Raw genomic sequence first — 14,790 nt, forward strand, 5'->3', positions numbered from 1 at the left:
CCCCACGCGTCAGGCGTGTTTTCCCGTTCCGTTTAACGCTCTCTTTCGTTGTCTCTCCTATAAGTGCTCCGAAGAAGACGATCGGGCAGAGCCATGGGATCACGACGGGAGAGCAGCGGCGGAACGCGCAGTGTCTGGCAGCACGCGCTCGAACAGGCACGTCTCGGCATGTGGGACTGGAACATCCAGACCGGCGAGTGCTCCTACTCCGACACGTGGTTCCGCATGCTCGGCTACGAGCCGGGGGAACTGACGGCCACCTCCGACTTGTGGCTGACGCTGGTCCATCCCGACGACAGGCAGGAGGCGGTCGCCAGCGGCGACAGGCACATCAACGGCGAGCGCGACGGCGTCGAGACGGAACTGCGGCTCAGGCACAAGGATGGGCATTGGGTCTGGGTCCTGGACCGCGGCGGCATCGTGGAGCGGGACCAGGATGGCAGACCCGTCCGCATGATCGGCGTGCAGACCGACATCAGCAGACAAAAGGCGGCCGAGGCGGCGCTGGTGGAAGTCAACGAGCGAATCCGGCTCGCCTTGGCCGCCAGCGCCTGCGGTATCTGGCACTTCGACATTGCCACCCAAAAGAGCGACTGGGACGCACGCACGCGTCAGATTTTCGGGCTGGCTCCCGGCACGGGGCCGCTTCCGCAGGTCACCTGGCACCGCTTCCTGCATCCCGACGACCGGGAGGAAGCGGAACGGAAACATCTCGATCCGGCTCTCTTCGATCACGGGAGCATGGAGGTGAGGTACCGCATCGTGCGCGGCGACGGCGCGGTCCGCCATATCGAGACGCTGGCCAAATTCTCGCCGGAGCCGGCGCCGCTAGGAAGCATCGTCGGAACCGTCCGGGACGTGACCGACGAAGTCCTGTCGGCGCAGGCGCTTCTGACCGAGAAGGAGCGGCTGCGCGTCACGTTGACGGCGATCAGCGACGCAGTTCTGAGCACCGATGTCGACGACCGCATCACCTTCGTCAATCCGGCAGCCTGCGTGTTGCTCGACCGCCCCGAAAGCGAACTGGTCGGCCTGCCACGGTCACAGGTCTTCGAAGCAATGGGCGGGCTCGCCGCGTTCGCTTCCGGTTCCCGCGCATATGGTGAACTCGTCACGTCGGACGCCCGGGGAAGCGAAAAGGTGGTTCGATACAGCGTAAGTCCGCTCGCACCGGGCCCGGAACGCAACAGCGGCATCGTCTTCACCTTGCGTGACGTCACCAGTGAGCATCGCAAGCAGCAGGAACTCGCCTATGCCGCGCGCCACGACCAATTGACGGGATTGCTCAACCGCGCCGCTTTCGACACGCTGCTGTCGCAAAAGGTCGAGCACGCCGCCGTGAGCCCGTTCGCTCTCCTCTACATCGATCTCGATCACTTCAAGGCCCTGAACGATCTGGCGGGACACGCGGCGGGGGACGTCGCCCTCGTGACGATCGCGGGCGCGATCCGGCGCTGCCTGCCGCAGTCCGCGGCGGTCGCCCGGCTGGGCGGAGACGAATTCGCGGCCCTGTTCGCCTCGCAGGATGTGGACGAGGCCGAGCGATGCGCGGAATGTATCCTGGCGGCGATCAGATCAGCCGATCTGGGACACCATACCGGTTATCGGCAGCTGGGCGCGAGCATCGGCATCGTCATGGTACGAGAGAGCGGCCTCGGCGCGGCCGACGTCCTGGCGCATGCCGACGACACCTGCTACGCCGCAAAATCCGGCGGACGCAACCGCTACATGGTGTTTTCCGAGGACAAGGGCCGGCTGTCGGCCAGCCTGACGGCGGCCCGCATCGTGGGCGACATCGCCGATGCGATGGAAGAGAACCGGCTCGTGCTCTTCGGCCAGGAGATCCGGGCGCTGAACAATCCGATGCAGACCTTGGGAAAGGTCGAGGTGCTCGCCCGGCTGGTGAACCGCGAGGGCAGGATGATGTCTCCGGCCGAGTTCATCCCCGCCGCGGAACGCTTCGGACGCGCCTCGTCGCTGGACCGGTGGATCATCAGGAGCGCGCTTTCACGGTTCGGCGCGGTCATGGCGGCCGGGGACCTGGATCTCGGGTTCAATCTCTCGGCCCAGTCGCTGAGCGATCCGAAGCTATGGAATTTCGTCGAAAGCACCGTGGCCGAGACGGGCGCGCCATTCGACAGTATCGTGTTCGAAATCACCGAAACGGCGGCCGTCACCAATTTCGAGGCGGCCGAGCGTTTCGTCTCACTGGCGCGCGCCAACGGTTGTAGGGTGTGCCTGGACGACTTCGGCGCCGGCCTGAGTTCGTTCGACTATCTCAGGCGCTTCCCGGTCGACAATCTGAAGATCGACGGCTCCTTCATCCATAACCTCACTACGAGCGAGTACGATCGGCAGATCGTCACCTCCATCAACCGCATCGCCCAGGGCCTCGGATATCAGGTTGTGGCCGAGAGAATCGAGGATGCCGAGACCCTGGATCTGCTCGCGGACATGAAGGTCCAGTACGGACAGGGTTATCTCTTCCACCGCCCCGAACCGCTCGAGACGATCGTGGAACGGATCGAGGCGGGGCGGTTCGGACGGCTGGGGCGCAGCGGAACCGCCGGTTAATCCGGCTTCAGATCGCGAGGTACTCGTTGCGGAGTTCGACGTTGTCGAGCACCGCCTGCGCGGAGCCGTCGAAGACGATCTGGCCCATGTCGAGGATCAGGGCGCGGTTGGCGAGTTCGAGCGCGGCGACGGCGTTCTGCTCCACGATGATCGTGGTGATGCCGAGTGCCTTGATCTGCTCCACGATGCGTTCGATCTCCTGCACGATGACGGGCGCCAGCCCTTCATAGGGCTCGTCGAGCAGGAGGAGCTTCAGGTCGCGGGCAAGTGCCCGGGCAACCGCCAGCATCTGCTGTTCTCCGCCCGAGAGCGTCACCCCGTCCTGTTTGCGCCGCTCCGCGAGCCGCGGGAAATGGTCGTAGATCTTCTCGATCGACCAGCCCTTCGGCTCGCTGATCTGCGCCAGCTTCAGGTTCTCCTCGACCGTCAGGCCGGGAATGATGCGGCGGTCCTCCTGGACGAGCTGGATGCCCCTGCCGGCAGCCTGGAAGTCGCGCAGTTTGTGGATCGCCTCGCCGTTCAGCCAGATCTCGCCGCTTTTCAGCTGCGGGTCGAGCGCGCGGGCCAGCGTGCGCAGCGTGGAGGTCTTGCCCGCGCCGTTGCGGCCGAGCAGCGCGACGATGTCGCCTTCCTGGATCTCGAAGCTGACGCCCTGGACGATGTAGCTCTCGCCGTAATAGGCATGGATGTCGCGCACGCTGAAGAACGGCGCCTTTTCCGCTGCCTTCGTCTCGTCGGGCATGATCATGGCATTCATCAATGGGCCCCTCCCAGATAGGCTTCCTGGACCACGGGATTGCCCCTGACCTCGTCCGGCTTGCCGTCCGCGATGATGCGGCCTTGTGCCAGAACGGTAACACGATCCGCGAGCGAGAACACGACGTGCATGTCATGTTCGATGATGACCTTGGTCATTCCGCGTTCCTTGAACTTCTTCAGAAGATCGATCGTGGCATTGGTGTCGTGGCGCGACATGCCCGCCGTCGGCTCATCGAGGAGCAGCAGGCGGGGATGCTGGACCAGGCCCATGGCGAGTTCCAGCCGGCGCTTGTCGCCGCGCGACAGGCTGGCGGCGAGCGTTTCGCGCTGCTTGTAGAGCCCGACGTCCTCCAGCCAGTGTTCGGCCTCCTCGCGGATTGCGCTCTGGCGCGAGGTCAGCTGCAGGGCATTGAGGCGAAAGGAACCGTCGCGCTTGGCGAAGGCGGGGACCATGACGTTCTGGAGAAGCGTTAGGTCCGGAAAGATCTCCGGAGTCTGGAACACCCGCACGACGCCCATCTGGTTGATCTCGTGCGGCCGCTTGCCGGTGATCACCTGTCCGTCGAAGACAACCGCGCCGGTATCGGGCGCGATGCGTCCGATGCAGACGTTGAGCAGCGTGGACTTGCCGGCACCGTTCGGCCCGATGATGGCATGGGTCGTGCCTTCCATCACCTGGAGGTCGATGTCGGACAGCGCCCTCAGGCCGCCGAAGCTCTTGTGGACGTCGGCGACGTGGAGAACTGCGTTACTCATCTGTGCCGATCCTCATTCCGCCGGGGCGAACTTGCCGGTCTCTTCGCGAGCGGCGGGCTTGCGTGTGAAGGCTGTCCGTAACCTGCGCACGCCTTCCATGAGGCCGCCGGGCAGGAAGATGACGATGAGCATGAAGACGATGCCGAGCGTCAGGTGCCATCCCTCGCCGACGAAGGGCGCGGTGATTGCAACGAAGAAGTTCTCGAGCCCGTCCGGCATGAAGGAGAAGGCCTCGTGCAGCTTGGCCTCGTGGAAGGCGGAGAAGATGTTCTCGAAATATTTGATGACGCCGGCCCCGACCACCGGTCCGACGAGCGTGCCGACGCCGCCCAGGATGGTCATAAGCACCACCTCGCCGGACGCGGTCCACTGCATGCGCTCGGCGCCGGCCAGTGGATCGGTCGCAGCGAGCAGGCCGCCGGCGAGCCCGGCATACATGCCCGAGATGATGAAGGCGGCGAGCGTGTAGGGCTTGGTGTTGAAGCCGGTGTAGGCCATCCGGGTCTGGTTCGACTTGATCGCCTTCAGCATCATGCCGAAGGGCGAGCGATCGATCCGCATGGCCAGGAAGAAGCACAGGATGAGGAGCACCGCGCAGAAATAGAAGCCGCTCAGCCCCACGAGCTGTTCGCCGAACAGGCTCGGCGCCGGGATCCCGGGTCCGCCGGTCGAGAGGGCCCTGTCGAGCACCCGGGGATCGTCGAGCGCCAGTTGAAGGCCCGTCTCGCCGTTGGTGATGGGCGTCAGCACCGAATAGGCGAGGTTGTACGACATCTGCGCGAAGGCGAGGGTGAGGATCGAGAAGTAGATGCCCGAGCGGCGAAGGCTGATGAAGCCGATCGCCGCGGCGAAGATACCCGCGATCACGACCGCGAAGATCACCGCGGGGATCACGCTCATCGTCAGGAGCTTGAACGACCAGACCGCGGCGTAGGAGCCGACGCCGAGGAAGGCTGCGTGGCCGAACGAAAGGTAGCCGGTCATGCCGAAGAGGATGTTGAACCCGATCGCGAAGATCCCGTAGATCGCGATCTTCTGCATCAGGTCCGGATAGGCCGCGCCTATCGGCTCGAGCCACAGAGGCATCGCCAGCACCACCAGCGCGAAGACGGCGAGCAGGACGAGATCGTTTCTCAGCATCGCCATGTCAGCTCTCCATCACGCCTTTGCGTCCCAGAAGGCCGCGCGGCATCGTCAGCAGCACGACGACCGCGACCAGATAGATGATGACCTGGTCGATTCCGGGAATGATGTTCTTGACCTCGTTCATGGCGGCGAAGGACTGCAGGATGCCGAGCAGGAAGCCCGCCAGCACCGCGCCCGACACCGAGCCCATGCCGCCGACGACCACCACGACGAAGGACAGGACGAGGAAATCCATGCCGATGTTGTAGTTGGGCGGGACGATCGGCGTGTACATGACCCCGGCGACGCCGGCCACCACCGCGGCCATGGCGAACACCACCGTGAACCGGCGCTGGATGTCGATGCCGAGGAACCCGACCGTCTGGCGGTCTTCCATGCCGGCGCGCACGACCATCCCGTAGGTGGTGAAGCGCAGGAAGGCGATGACGAGCCCTATGATCAGCAGCGCGAAGGCGAGGTAGATCAGCCGCCACCATGGGTAGTAGATGCCGGCGAGACCGACCCAGGAGCCGACGTCGGCGCTTCCCGACAGCGCCGCCGGTGCGGCGACCGGGATGGGGTTGGCGCCGAAATAGGCCTTCACGACCTCCTGCAGGACGATTGCGAGACCGAAGGTCACCAGGATCTGCTCGGCGTGGCTGCGGCGATAGAAGTAGCGGATGAGGCCGCGTTCCATCGCGATGCCCAGGATCAGCATCACGGGAATGGCGAACAGGATTGACAGCGGCACCGACCACTGGACCAGGAAGGCGCCAAAATCGCCGAGCCAAGCCTGCACGAGCGGCGTGCGGATCTCCATGGGCGATCCCCATGGCGTCAGCTTCTCCGGATCGACCGTGACCGTCTCGAGCTGGAGCAGCCGGCTGAAGACGACGGCGCAGAAGGCGCCGATCATGAACAGGGCGCCATGCGCGAAGTTGACGACGCCCAGCGTGCCGAAGACCAGCGTGAGGCCGAGCGCGATGAGAGCGTAGGCAGCGCCCTTGTCGAGGCCGTTGAGCAGTTGCAGAACGAATTGGTCCATGGTGTTTCCGCCCCGCACGGGGGAGATGGGGATGCCGCAAAGGTGAGGCGGCCGGCCCCGTTGGCCGGCCGCCCGAAGTCACCGTGTCAGCACTTGCTGGAGACCGGGCCGAGTTCGCCGCCGAAAATCGACGGATCGTAGGTTACGACCTCGGTATCGACCTGCTTCACGACCTGGAGGAGATCGTACTTGTCGCGCGGGTTCTCCTTGCCCTGCACCACGAGCACCGGCTTGAAGCACTGGTGGTCGGCGGCGCGATAGAGCGTCGGACCGTTGCCGAGGCCGTCGAACTCGAAGCCTTCCAGCGCCTTCACGACGCCTTCGGGATTGAAGGTGCCGGCCATTTCGCAGGCATTGGCGTAGAGCAGCGCCTGGGCGTAGCCCGTCTGGGCGGCCTGTGAGGGCGGCGTGCCGTATTCCTCGCCGAACGACTTGGTGAAAGCCTTCGTGCCCTCGTTGTCGAGCTGCCAGTCCCAGTTGGCGGTGCCGTAGATGCCCTTGATGGCATCGCCCGCGCCCTGGGCCATGAGCTCGGAGAACAGCGGAACGACGATCTCGAAGTTCTTGCCGTTGGCCTGCTTGTCGCGCATGCCGAACTGCACCGCCTGGCGCAGCGAGTTCACCATGTCGTTGCCGTAGTGGTTGAGGACCAGCACGTCGGCGCCCGAATTGAGCACCGGAGTGATGTATTGCGAGAAGTCGGCGGCGCCGAGCGGAGTGCGCACGGCCGAGACCGTCTCCCAGCCGAGGGCCTCGGTGGCGTTCTTGATGGATTCTTCCTGGGTCCAGCCCCAGGTGTAGTCCGCCGTCAGGTGATAGGCGCGGCGGTCTTTGCCGTAAGCCTCGGCCAGAACCGGCGCGATGGCCTGGCCCGACATGTAGGCGTTGAAGAAGTGACGGAAGCCGTTGGCCTTCTTGTCCTTGCCGGTCGTGTCGTTGGAATGGGTGAGGCCGGCCATGAAGATGACGCCCATGTCCTGGCACAGCGACTGCACCGCGACCGCCACGCCCGACGACGAGCCGCCGCTGATCATGACGGCCTTGTCGCGCTCGATCATGCGCGTCGCCGAGGCGCGGGCCGCGTCCGACTTGGTCTGCGTGTCGCCGGTGACGTACTCGACCTTCTTGCCGAGAATGCCGTTGCCCTTCAGGCTGGAGCCCTTGAAGGTGTTGAGCATGCCGCCGTCGCCCTCGCCGTTGAGGTGCTTGACCGCGAGCTGGTAGGCCTTGAGCTGGTCCTTGCCTTCTTCGGCGTAGGGACCGGTCTGCGGCACGTTGAAGCCCAGCACCACGCTGGAGCCAGTCGGCGCGTTGCAGAATTCCTGCGACCAGGCGCGGCTGGTGAAGATCGTCGGCATGGCGAGACCGGCGCCTGCGATGGCGCTGGTCCTCAGGAAAATTCGGCGATTCATCTTGTCGAAGTTCATGGAGTTCCTCCCTGGGTGTCGCTTCGATTCTGGAAACGGACGGGGCGACTCGTGCGCCGCCTGTCCACATTCTTGCAAAGCGTTGTAAACATATCAATAAGCCTTTGGTTTAATTGGGGAAATTTGTAAATGTGTACTATCTTCGGGGCGAATGATAGTAAATGCTTTACAAGCGGATGTGAGGTCGCCCGTTGAAGAACGCCGTTCCGGGATGGAAAGTCAGGAACCTGCGCAAGGCGCAGGGACTGTCGCAGGCCGAGCTTGCCCGGCGGTCGGGACTGTCCGCGCCCTATCTCAACCTGATCGAACGCAACAAGCGTCCGGCCACCGGTCCGCTGCTCGACCGGATCGCCGAGGAACTCGGCGTGGACCGGGCCGTGCTCGACGGGGAAGCCGAGCGCAAGCTCTCCGAGGAACTCGGCGAGATCGTGCTCGATCCCGCGCTGTCTCGTCTCGTCTCCCCCGATGACGCGGGCGACCTCGTCGGACAGTCTCCGCAGTGGGCGCAACTCGTGCGCAAGCTCTACCGGGCGTATCGCGACCAGAACGAATCGGTGATCGCGCTCGCGGACCGGCTCAACCACGATCCCTTCCTCGGCGAGAGCGTCCACCAACTCGTGACGCATGCCGCCTCGATCCGGTCGGCTGCCGAGATCCTGGCCGGTCTTTCGCCGCTCGATACCGCCGACCGGACACGCTTCTTGTCGATCATCGCCTCCGATACCGGCAAGCTCTCGGATGCCGCCCGCTCCCTGGTGGACTTCTTCGACAATGCCAACACCCGCGTCCGTTCCGCGACGTCGATGGAACACGTGGATGCCTTCATCTTCGAGACGAACAATTACTTCGACGAACTCGAGGGCGCCGCCGCGGATTTCCGGCGCTCCTTCCGAGAGGGCGAGACTGCCGTCGCCGCTGCCCGCCGGATGCCTGGGCCGGAGGAAGACAACGAAGCCAGCGCGACCATGTCCGCGCCGTCGCGCCAGTTCGCCCTCGTGCGCAGGGCGATGGACCGGATCGCCGGGTCGCAGATCGAGCGGATCGTGACGAACCACGAGACGCTGCCGACCGAGGAGGCTCGCGACCTCGCCCGTTCGGCGCTCCTCGGCTACGCCGCCGCCGCCGTTCTGATGCCCTATGACGAGTTCCTCGACGCCGCGCGGCGCTGTCGCTACGATCTCGATCTACTCTGCGGCCGCTTTGGGGTTTCCTACGAACAGGCCGCGCACCGGGTGGCGACCTTGCGCCGGCCGGGCTCCGAGGGTGTCCGCTTCGCCTATATGCGTTCCGATCCGTCGGGCTTCGTGACCAAACGCCTGCCGCTTCCCGGGCTGCCCTTGCCGCGCTATGGCACGGCCTGTCCGCTGTGGCCCGTCTACGGCGCATTCCAGTCGGCTGGCGTCACGGTTCGCAGCTACGGCGAACTGCCGGCGGGAGAACAGTTCCTCTTCTTCGCCCGCGCCATCGAGAAGGGGCCGGCGATGGTCGGACGGCCGCGGCACCTGCTGTCGATCATGCTCGCCTGCCCGGCCTCGGATTCGGCCGAGGTCGTCTATGGAGACGGACTGGAGAGGCGCACGGCGATGGTGCCGGTCGGCACGATCTGCCGCCTCTGTTCGCGCATAGGCTGCGGTGCCAGGCAGGAGGCGCCGCTGATCGCCTGACGTTGGCGGCGGGCGTTTCCGACGAAAGACCTATGGCCCGGCGGTATGGATGATTATAGTGGTTGTGGCGCAGGGAGGCATTGCAAGTTGACACAGGCGACGATCCTGGTCGTCGAGGATGAGCCGAACATCGTGGAATCCCTGCGGTTCATCCTGGGCCGGGCGGGGTTCGCGGTCGAGGTCGCGTCGGACGGCGCCGATGCGCTGCGCATCATGCGCGCGCGGAGCTTCGCGGCCGTCATCCTGGACATCATGCTGCCCGGCCTCAACGGTTTCGACGTCCTGAAGGCGGTTCGCTCGGACGAGAGCCTGGCCGGCCTGCCGGTCATCGTGCTGACCGCGAAGGGGCAGGTCAAGGACCGCCAGAACGCCGAGGAGATCGGCGCCTCCGCCTTCATCACCAAGCCGTTCTCCAATGCCGAGGTCGTGGACCGCGTGCGCGAACTGGCGGGCGTGAGGTGAAGGAGCACGATCCCGATAGCCGGGGTGCGCGGGATGCCTCGGCCATCCTTCCCTTCCTGGGCGTCGTGCTCCTGTTCCCGCCGCTGGTCTACATCTTCGCCGCGCCCGTCACGGTCGGCGGCATTCCCCTGATCGTCGCCTACGTGTTCGGCGTGTGGGCGGCAATCATCCTGGTCGCCTTCCTCGTCTCCCGCCGACTGGAACCGGACGCGTCCGAGGCCGCGCGCCTGCCGGGACCGCCCGAGACGCGCTGATGCTGCCCGCCAACCTGGTCGTCCTCGTCTGCCTCGGCTACGTGATGATCCTGTTCGCCGTCGCCTTCGCGGGTGACCGCCGCGCGCGGAAGGACCCCGGCGGCTGGCTTTCCTCGCCGCTCGTCTACACGCTTTCGATCTCGATCTACTGCACGTCCTGGACCTTCTTCGGCGCTGTCGGCTCGGCGGCCCGGACGGGGCTGGAGTTCGTCACGATCTATCTCGGTCCCACGATCGTCTTCGTCGGCTGGTGGATATTCCTGCGCAAGCTGGTGACGATTGGCCGGATCTATCACACGACATCGATCGCCGACCTGATTTCGGCCCGTTTCGGCAAGAGCCCGGCGCTCGGCGCGCTGGTGACGATCGTCGCGCTGGTCGCGACGGCGCCCTATATCGCGCTCCAGCTCAAGGCCCTGACCGCGAGCTACCAGGTGATCACCTTTCACGCCGGCGCGGTCACCGCCGCCAACATCCCGCTCGAACCCGACTACGCCACCGCCTTCTGGGTCGCGGCAGGCCTTTGCGTCTTCTCCATCATCTTCGGGGTGCGCAACATCGACGTGAACGAAAGGCACCACGGTGTCGTCGCGGCCATCGCGCTCGAGGCCATCGTCAAGCTCGTCGCGCTGCTGGTCGTCGGCATATGGGTGGTCGCGACCTTCACCAATTTTCCGGCCGATGCGCTCGAACACGCGCCCGTCAGCCTCATGAGCGCGGAACAGACCTTCGGCACGCGCTGGGTCACGCTCTGCTTTCTCGCCGGTGCCGCAGTCATCTGCCTGCCGCGGCAGTTCCACGTCACCGTGGTGGAGAATTCCTCGGAAAGACAGCTTCGAACCGCGTCCTGGCTCTTTCCGCTCTATCTCTTCCTCATCTGCATCTTCGTCATCCCGATCGCGGTGGCGGGACTGGGCCGCCTGCCGGAGGGGTCGAACCCGGATCTCTTCGTCCTGACGCTTCCGCTGAGTTCCGGCCAGGACACGATTGCCATGCTGGCCTTCCTCGGAGGGTTCTCCTCCGCGACCTCCATGGTGATCGTGTCGTCGATCGCGCTCTCCACGATGATTTCGAACCACATCGTCATGCCGCTGGCGCTGCGGTTCTCGCTCGTGCCGGAGGCGAGCACGCAGATGATGCGCAGCTTCATCCTGGGCGCGCGGCGCTCGAGCATCGTGTTCATCATCCTGCTCGGCTTCCTCTATTTCCGCCTCAGCGGGACCTCGGAAGCCCTGGCGGCGATCGGCCTCATCTCCTTCTGCGGGGTGGCGCAGTTCCTGCCGAGTCTGGTCGGCGGCCTCTACTGGCGGCGGGCGACGCAGGGCGGCGCGGTCGCCGGCCTGGCCGCAGGCTTCGCCATCTGGGCCTACACGCTGTTCCTGCCGAGCTTCGGCGGCACCTTCATCATGAGCGACGGCGTCATCGCGAACGGACCCTGGGGCCTGGAATGGCTGCGGCCCCACGCGCTGTTCGGCCTGAACGGCTTCGACAGTCTGGTCCACGCGGTCATCTGGAGCATGTTCGTCAACATCACCCTCTTCGTCGGGGTGTCGATCGTGTCGGAACCGACCCCGCTTGCGCGCTACCAGTCGCGCCTGTTCATCGACGTGTTCCGCCGCCAGACCGAGGGCGAGACGAGCGTGATGCGCCGGACCGCGCGCATCTCCGAACTGCGCCAGATCGCCGACCGCATCCTCGGCCCCGCCGAGGCGCTGAGCCTCTTTCCGCCCGGCGCGGCGCGCGAAGAGGGCGCCGTCGCCAGCGACGACCTGATCTCGCAGGTCGAGCATCGCCTGGCGGCGAACGTGGGCGCGGCCACCGCCCGGTCCCTGGTGTCCAGCGTCGTCACCAGTGAGAGCATCAGCGTCGACGAACTGAAGCGCCTCGCCGACGAGACCGAGCAGATCCGCGCCTATTCGGCCGAACTGGAGCGGAATTCGAGAAAGCTGGAGGCTGCCGCGGCTGAACTGACCCGCGCGAACGCACAGCTTCGGGAGATCGACGTGCAGAAGGACGAGTTCCTGAGCCAGGTGAGCCACGAGGTGCGCACGCCCATGACCTCGATCCGGTCCTTCAGCGATATCCTACTCGCCAATCCGGATCTTCCGGCGGAGCATTCCGACCGCTACCTGCGCATTATCCAGAACGAGAGCCTGCGGCTGACGCGGCTTCTCGACGGCATCCTCGATCTGAACCGCCTGGAGAACGGCGCCGGCGAATGGGAGATGAAGCCTTTCGATCCGGAAGCCGCGCTGGAACGCGCGATAGAGAGCTGCGAGGCGCTGGCACATTCGGCCGGAGTGACGCTGAAACGGCGCGGCCGCGCGCGCAAGGTGCTGATGGAAGGCGATGGCGACCGGCTGGCGCAGGTCTTCATCAACCTGATTTCCAACGCGATCAAGTACAATACCAGTCAAGATCCGGTCGTCACCGTCTCAAGCATGGCCCGCAAGGGCGTCTACGAGGCAAGGATCGGCGACAATGGTCCGGGCATTCCCGAGAGCGAAAGGGACCGCATCTTCGTCAAGTTCGCGCGCGGTCCGATGCCCCGGCAGGTGGGAGCGGGGCTGGGCCTGGCGATCAGTCGCCAGATCGTCGAGCGGTTCGGAGGCAGCCTGGAACTCGCCACGCCAAAGGGCGGCGGCGCGGAGTTCGTCGTCACCCTGCCGTCCTGTTCGGAAAAGGGCCTGGCCGCCGCGCCCGAGCTTCGGTCCTGAGGACCGAAGCTCGCGGTCTAATTCGCCTCCGCGACGTCGATCTCCTCGGCGACCGCCGACGTCACGAAGCCACCTTTCAGCCAGCCCAGAACCGAGGCCAGGGCATCGTTGGCCGGATTGCTGCGGCCCATCGCGACGCGTTGGAACTCCATCTCGTCGTTCTGCTCGGGAAGGAACTTGCCGCCGACGACGCGGATGTTGCGCTGGCCGGGCGTCAGCGGGCGTGGCTCGACGAGGCGGGCATAGGCGAGAAGATCGGCCGCCGTGTCCAGGCTGCGGCCGTACGCCACGTATTGCGCGCGATACGCTTCCGCAGGCGACAAAGGCCGTGGCGAGGGGACGGGGATGTTGCCGGCCACGTCGCGCACCGGATTGGCCGACGGCTCGAGTCGCACGACCCGCTCCACGGGTTTGCGCTCCCGCGGCTCGAAGCAGCCGTTCGCACGCAACGCCGCCTTTATCTGGGTGCGTGTGGCGGCCCTCTCATTGGACCGTGTTGCGGAACCTGCCATGTCGCGCAGCCGCTGGATCCGGTTGACATGGGCGCGGCATTCGGTGTTGCGGCCGACGGTGTAGCCCCCGGCGTCGCATCCGTCTGCCCTTGCAATCTGCACGGCCCGCGAAAGCCGGTTATCGATGGCGGATCGGGAAGGCGCGGCGACGACGTGCAGACGGTTCTCGAGCTGGCGGCAGAAGGAACCCGAGGCCGCGGACGCTCCCGTGGAGCCGAAAGCAATCGTCAGCGAGAGGACGGTCATGGAAAGGGCGATGGGTGTCTTCATGGCAAATCTTCTCCTGCCCGCGGCGTGGCGACGCCGCGGTCGTGTCCCTTGTCTTGTCAATGGTCGGGCCGTCCAACATTCGGGCCGTTCGGTGGCTGGAAAATGCACGCGACTCCAGGAAGTTCCCGCCCGAATGAACGGAAGCGGCGGAACCGGACCGGATTTCGGGTCAGGGGACATGTTGCGAGGGGCGCTCGCCGGCGCGGGGAGGGGTCTGCAAAAGCGGCCGGAAGGCGGCAAAACCGCGGCATTCGGGGAGGTGCTTCCGCCGTCGCGAGACGCTGCGCCGGCTTTTTACAGCAGCTTAACCCAATAGCCAGATTAACATTTTTTAATTGCGGGGCGGAACAACCAGCCGCAGCGATGGTTTGCCGGACAGGGTGGAAAAAATGGAACAGTCACAACCGACCCGGGTGCTCATCGTCGAGGACGAGATGATGATTGCGCTCGATCTCGAGATGCAGGTCGAAACGTTCGGATACAGCCTGACGCGTCATGCGAGCTCATATGACAGCGCGATCGCTGTGGCGGCCGAAACGCCGCCCGACATCGCGCTGATCGACGGCAATCTCGCCGACGGACCGACGGGCGCGCGCATCGCGGAAAAGCTCAGCGACCTCGGCGTCTATTGCATCGCGGTCTCGGCCAACCCGGAATTGTTCGACCGCTGCGAATGCATCGGCATCTTCCTCAACAAACCTTTCGGGACGTCCGAGCTGCGCAACGCGCTGAAGGTGGCCGAGAAAGCGGTCGCTGCGGGACATCAGGGCGGCGCCGGCGCCGGCTAGCCATATGCCTGGGTGTGCGGTGCAGCAGAAAAAATTCGACGGCGGAAAAAACCCGCTTGACAGTTGGGCCCTCGACCTAGATATAGCCGCCCACCGACGGACGACGCCGCAGCGACGTTCGACGGGGCCGCGGGGTTGACAACACGAGTTGAAGCCCCGATATAGCGGCAATGACGCGCGACCACATCGTGGTCCTCCGCAGTCTTCCCAAAAATTCTGGCTGTGGTATTGTGGAGAAATCCACGAACGCAGCCTGCTCTTGCCCTTTCGGGTGAGATGGCGGTTCCTCCTCATGGAGGAGGGATCTCCGGTTCTTTGACAATTGCATAATGAGAAGAAAGAGAAACGTGGGCGGCATGGTCTTGCTGAGCTGCTCTTCCCGCCAGGGGAGGGTAGTTCGAACGGAGACTTTGGCGGACACGTTTCGAGAGAATATG

12 protein-coding genes are annotated in these 14,790 nt (G+C 65.1%); 6 read left to right on the plus strand and 6 right to left on the minus strand.

The genetic code is table 11. The features are described from left to right. Window positions 1-93: 93 nt before the first annotated feature. Window positions 94-2,574, plus strand: coding sequence for an EAL domain-containing protein (locus ABGN05_RS26125; protein WP_367956946.1), 2,481 nt, complete (start codon window positions 94-96; stop codon window positions 2,572-2,574). 7 nt (window positions 2,575-2,581) lie between these two features. Here ABGN05_RS26125 and ABGN05_RS26130 read toward each other — a convergent pair whose 3' ends face one another. The 5 genes from ABGN05_RS26130 to ABGN05_RS26150 form a co-directional block, all read right to left on the minus strand. Beyond that, entirely contained in the window at window positions 2,582-3,331 is a 750-nt protein-coding gene (locus tag ABGN05_RS26130; RefSeq protein ID WP_367956947.1) for an ABC transporter ATP-binding protein, read from the minus strand. Next, window positions 3,331-4,089 (minus strand): ABC transporter ATP-binding protein, encoded by a 759-nt coding sequence (locus ABGN05_RS26135; protein WP_367956948.1) that lies wholly within the window; start codon window positions 4,087-4,089, stop codon window positions 3,331-3,333. Before ABGN05_RS26135 ends, ABGN05_RS26130 begins: the two co-directional genes overlap by 1 nt. Window positions 4,090-4,101: 12 nt before the next feature. Further along, a complete protein-coding gene (locus tag ABGN05_RS26140; RefSeq protein WP_367956949.1) occupies window positions 4,102-5,235 on the minus strand; it encodes a branched-chain amino acid ABC transporter permease in 1,134 nt (377 codons plus the stop codon). A 1-nt stretch (window position 5,236) separates the two neighbouring features. After that, entirely contained in the window at window positions 5,237-6,259 is a 1,023-nt protein-coding gene (locus ABGN05_RS26145) for a branched-chain amino acid ABC transporter permease (protein ID WP_367956950.1), read from the minus strand. 86 nt (window positions 6,260-6,345) lie between these two features. After that, window positions 6,346-7,686 (minus strand): substrate-binding protein, encoded by a 1,341-nt coding sequence (locus ABGN05_RS26150; protein WP_367956951.1) that lies wholly within the window; start codon window positions 7,684-7,686, stop codon window positions 6,346-6,348. Between the two features lie 191 nt (window positions 7,687-7,877). On the opposite strand from ABGN05_RS26150, the gene ABGN05_RS26155 reads away from it, so the two are divergent. The 4 genes from ABGN05_RS26155 to ABGN05_RS26170 all read left to right on the plus strand — a co-directional run bounded on the left by ABGN05_RS26155 (window position 7,878) and on the right by ABGN05_RS26170 (window position 12,783). Beyond that, window positions 7,878-9,350 (plus strand): short-chain fatty acyl-CoA regulator family protein, encoded by a 1,473-nt coding sequence (locus ABGN05_RS26155; protein ID WP_367956952.1) that lies wholly within the window; start codon window positions 7,878-7,880, stop codon window positions 9,348-9,350. 87 nt (window positions 9,351-9,437) lie between these two features. Beyond that, window positions 9,438-9,812 (plus strand): response regulator transcription factor, encoded by a 375-nt coding sequence (locus tag ABGN05_RS26160; protein ID WP_367956953.1) that lies wholly within the window; start codon window positions 9,438-9,440, stop codon window positions 9,810-9,812. Continuing rightward, window positions 9,809-10,066, plus strand: a complete 258-nt coding sequence (locus tag ABGN05_RS26165) for a hypothetical protein (RefSeq protein WP_367956954.1) — start codon at window positions 9,809-9,811, stop codon at window positions 10,064-10,066. The genes ABGN05_RS26160 and ABGN05_RS26165 overlap by 4 nt, the downstream gene beginning before the upstream one ends. Continuing rightward, window positions 10,066-12,783: an ATP-binding protein gene (locus ABGN05_RS26170; protein WP_367956956.1), complete on the plus strand. Its 2,718-nt coding sequence runs from the start codon at window positions 10,066-10,068 to the stop codon at window positions 12,781-12,783. Before ABGN05_RS26165 ends, ABGN05_RS26170 begins: the two co-directional genes overlap by 1 nt. A gap of 17 nt (window positions 12,784-12,800) precedes the next feature. Here ABGN05_RS26170 and ABGN05_RS26175 read toward each other — a convergent pair whose 3' ends face one another. Further along, window positions 12,801-13,565 carry a hypothetical protein gene (locus ABGN05_RS26175; RefSeq protein WP_367956957.1) on the minus strand — a complete coding sequence of 255 codons (765 nt, stop codon included), beginning with the start codon at window positions 13,563-13,565 and terminating at the stop codon, window positions 12,801-12,803. 389 nt (window positions 13,566-13,954) lie between these two features. Here ABGN05_RS26175 and ABGN05_RS26180 point away from each other — a divergent pair, with 389 nt between their 5' ends. Then, on the plus strand, window positions 13,955-14,353 hold the full coding sequence (locus ABGN05_RS26180; protein ID WP_367956958.1) for a response regulator: 399 nt from the start codon (window positions 13,955-13,957) through the stop codon (window positions 14,351-14,353). Window positions 14,354-14,790: the final 437 nt, after the last annotated feature.

This window comes from Aquibium pacificum (assembly GCF_040839445.1).
Taxonomy (GTDB): domain Bacteria; phylum Pseudomonadota; class Alphaproteobacteria; order Rhizobiales; family Rhizobiaceae; genus Aquibium; species Aquibium pacificus.

What these genes read in the sequence shown, in the direction of transcription:
- ABGN05_RS26125 (WP_367956946.1), top strand. Translation starts at nt 94, where the DNA reads ATGGGATCACGACGGGAGAGCAGCGGCGGAACGCGCAGTGTCTGGCAG.
- ABGN05_RS26130 (WP_367956947.1), bottom strand. Translation starts at nt 3,331, where the DNA reads ATGAATGCCATGATCATGCCCGACGAGACGAAGGCAGCGGAAAAGGCG.
- ABGN05_RS26135 (WP_367956948.1), bottom strand. Translation starts at nt 4,089, where the DNA reads ATGAGTAACGCAGTTCTCCACGTCGCCGACGTCCACAAGAGCTTCGGC.
- ABGN05_RS26140 (WP_367956949.1), bottom strand. Translation starts at nt 5,235, where the DNA reads ATGGCGATGCTGAGAAACGATCTCGTCCTGCTCGCCGTCTTCGCGCTG.
- ABGN05_RS26145 (WP_367956950.1), bottom strand. Translation starts at nt 6,259, where the DNA reads ATGGACCAATTCGTTCTGCAACTGCTCAACGGCCTCGACAAGGGCGCT.
- ABGN05_RS26150 (WP_367956951.1), bottom strand. Translation starts at nt 7,686, where the DNA reads ATGAACTTCGACAAGATGAATCGCCGAATTTTCCTGAGGACCAGCGCC.
- ABGN05_RS26170 (WP_367956956.1), top strand. Translation starts at nt 10,066, where the DNA reads ATGCTGCCCGCCAACCTGGTCGTCCTCGTCTGCCTCGGCTACGTGATG.
- ABGN05_RS26175 (WP_367956957.1), bottom strand. Translation starts at nt 13,565, where the DNA reads ATGAAGACACCCATCGCCCTTTCCATGACCGTCCTCTCGCTGACGATT.
- ABGN05_RS26180 (WP_367956958.1), top strand. Translation starts at nt 13,955, where the DNA reads ATGGAACAGTCACAACCGACCCGGGTGCTCATCGTCGAGGACGAGATG.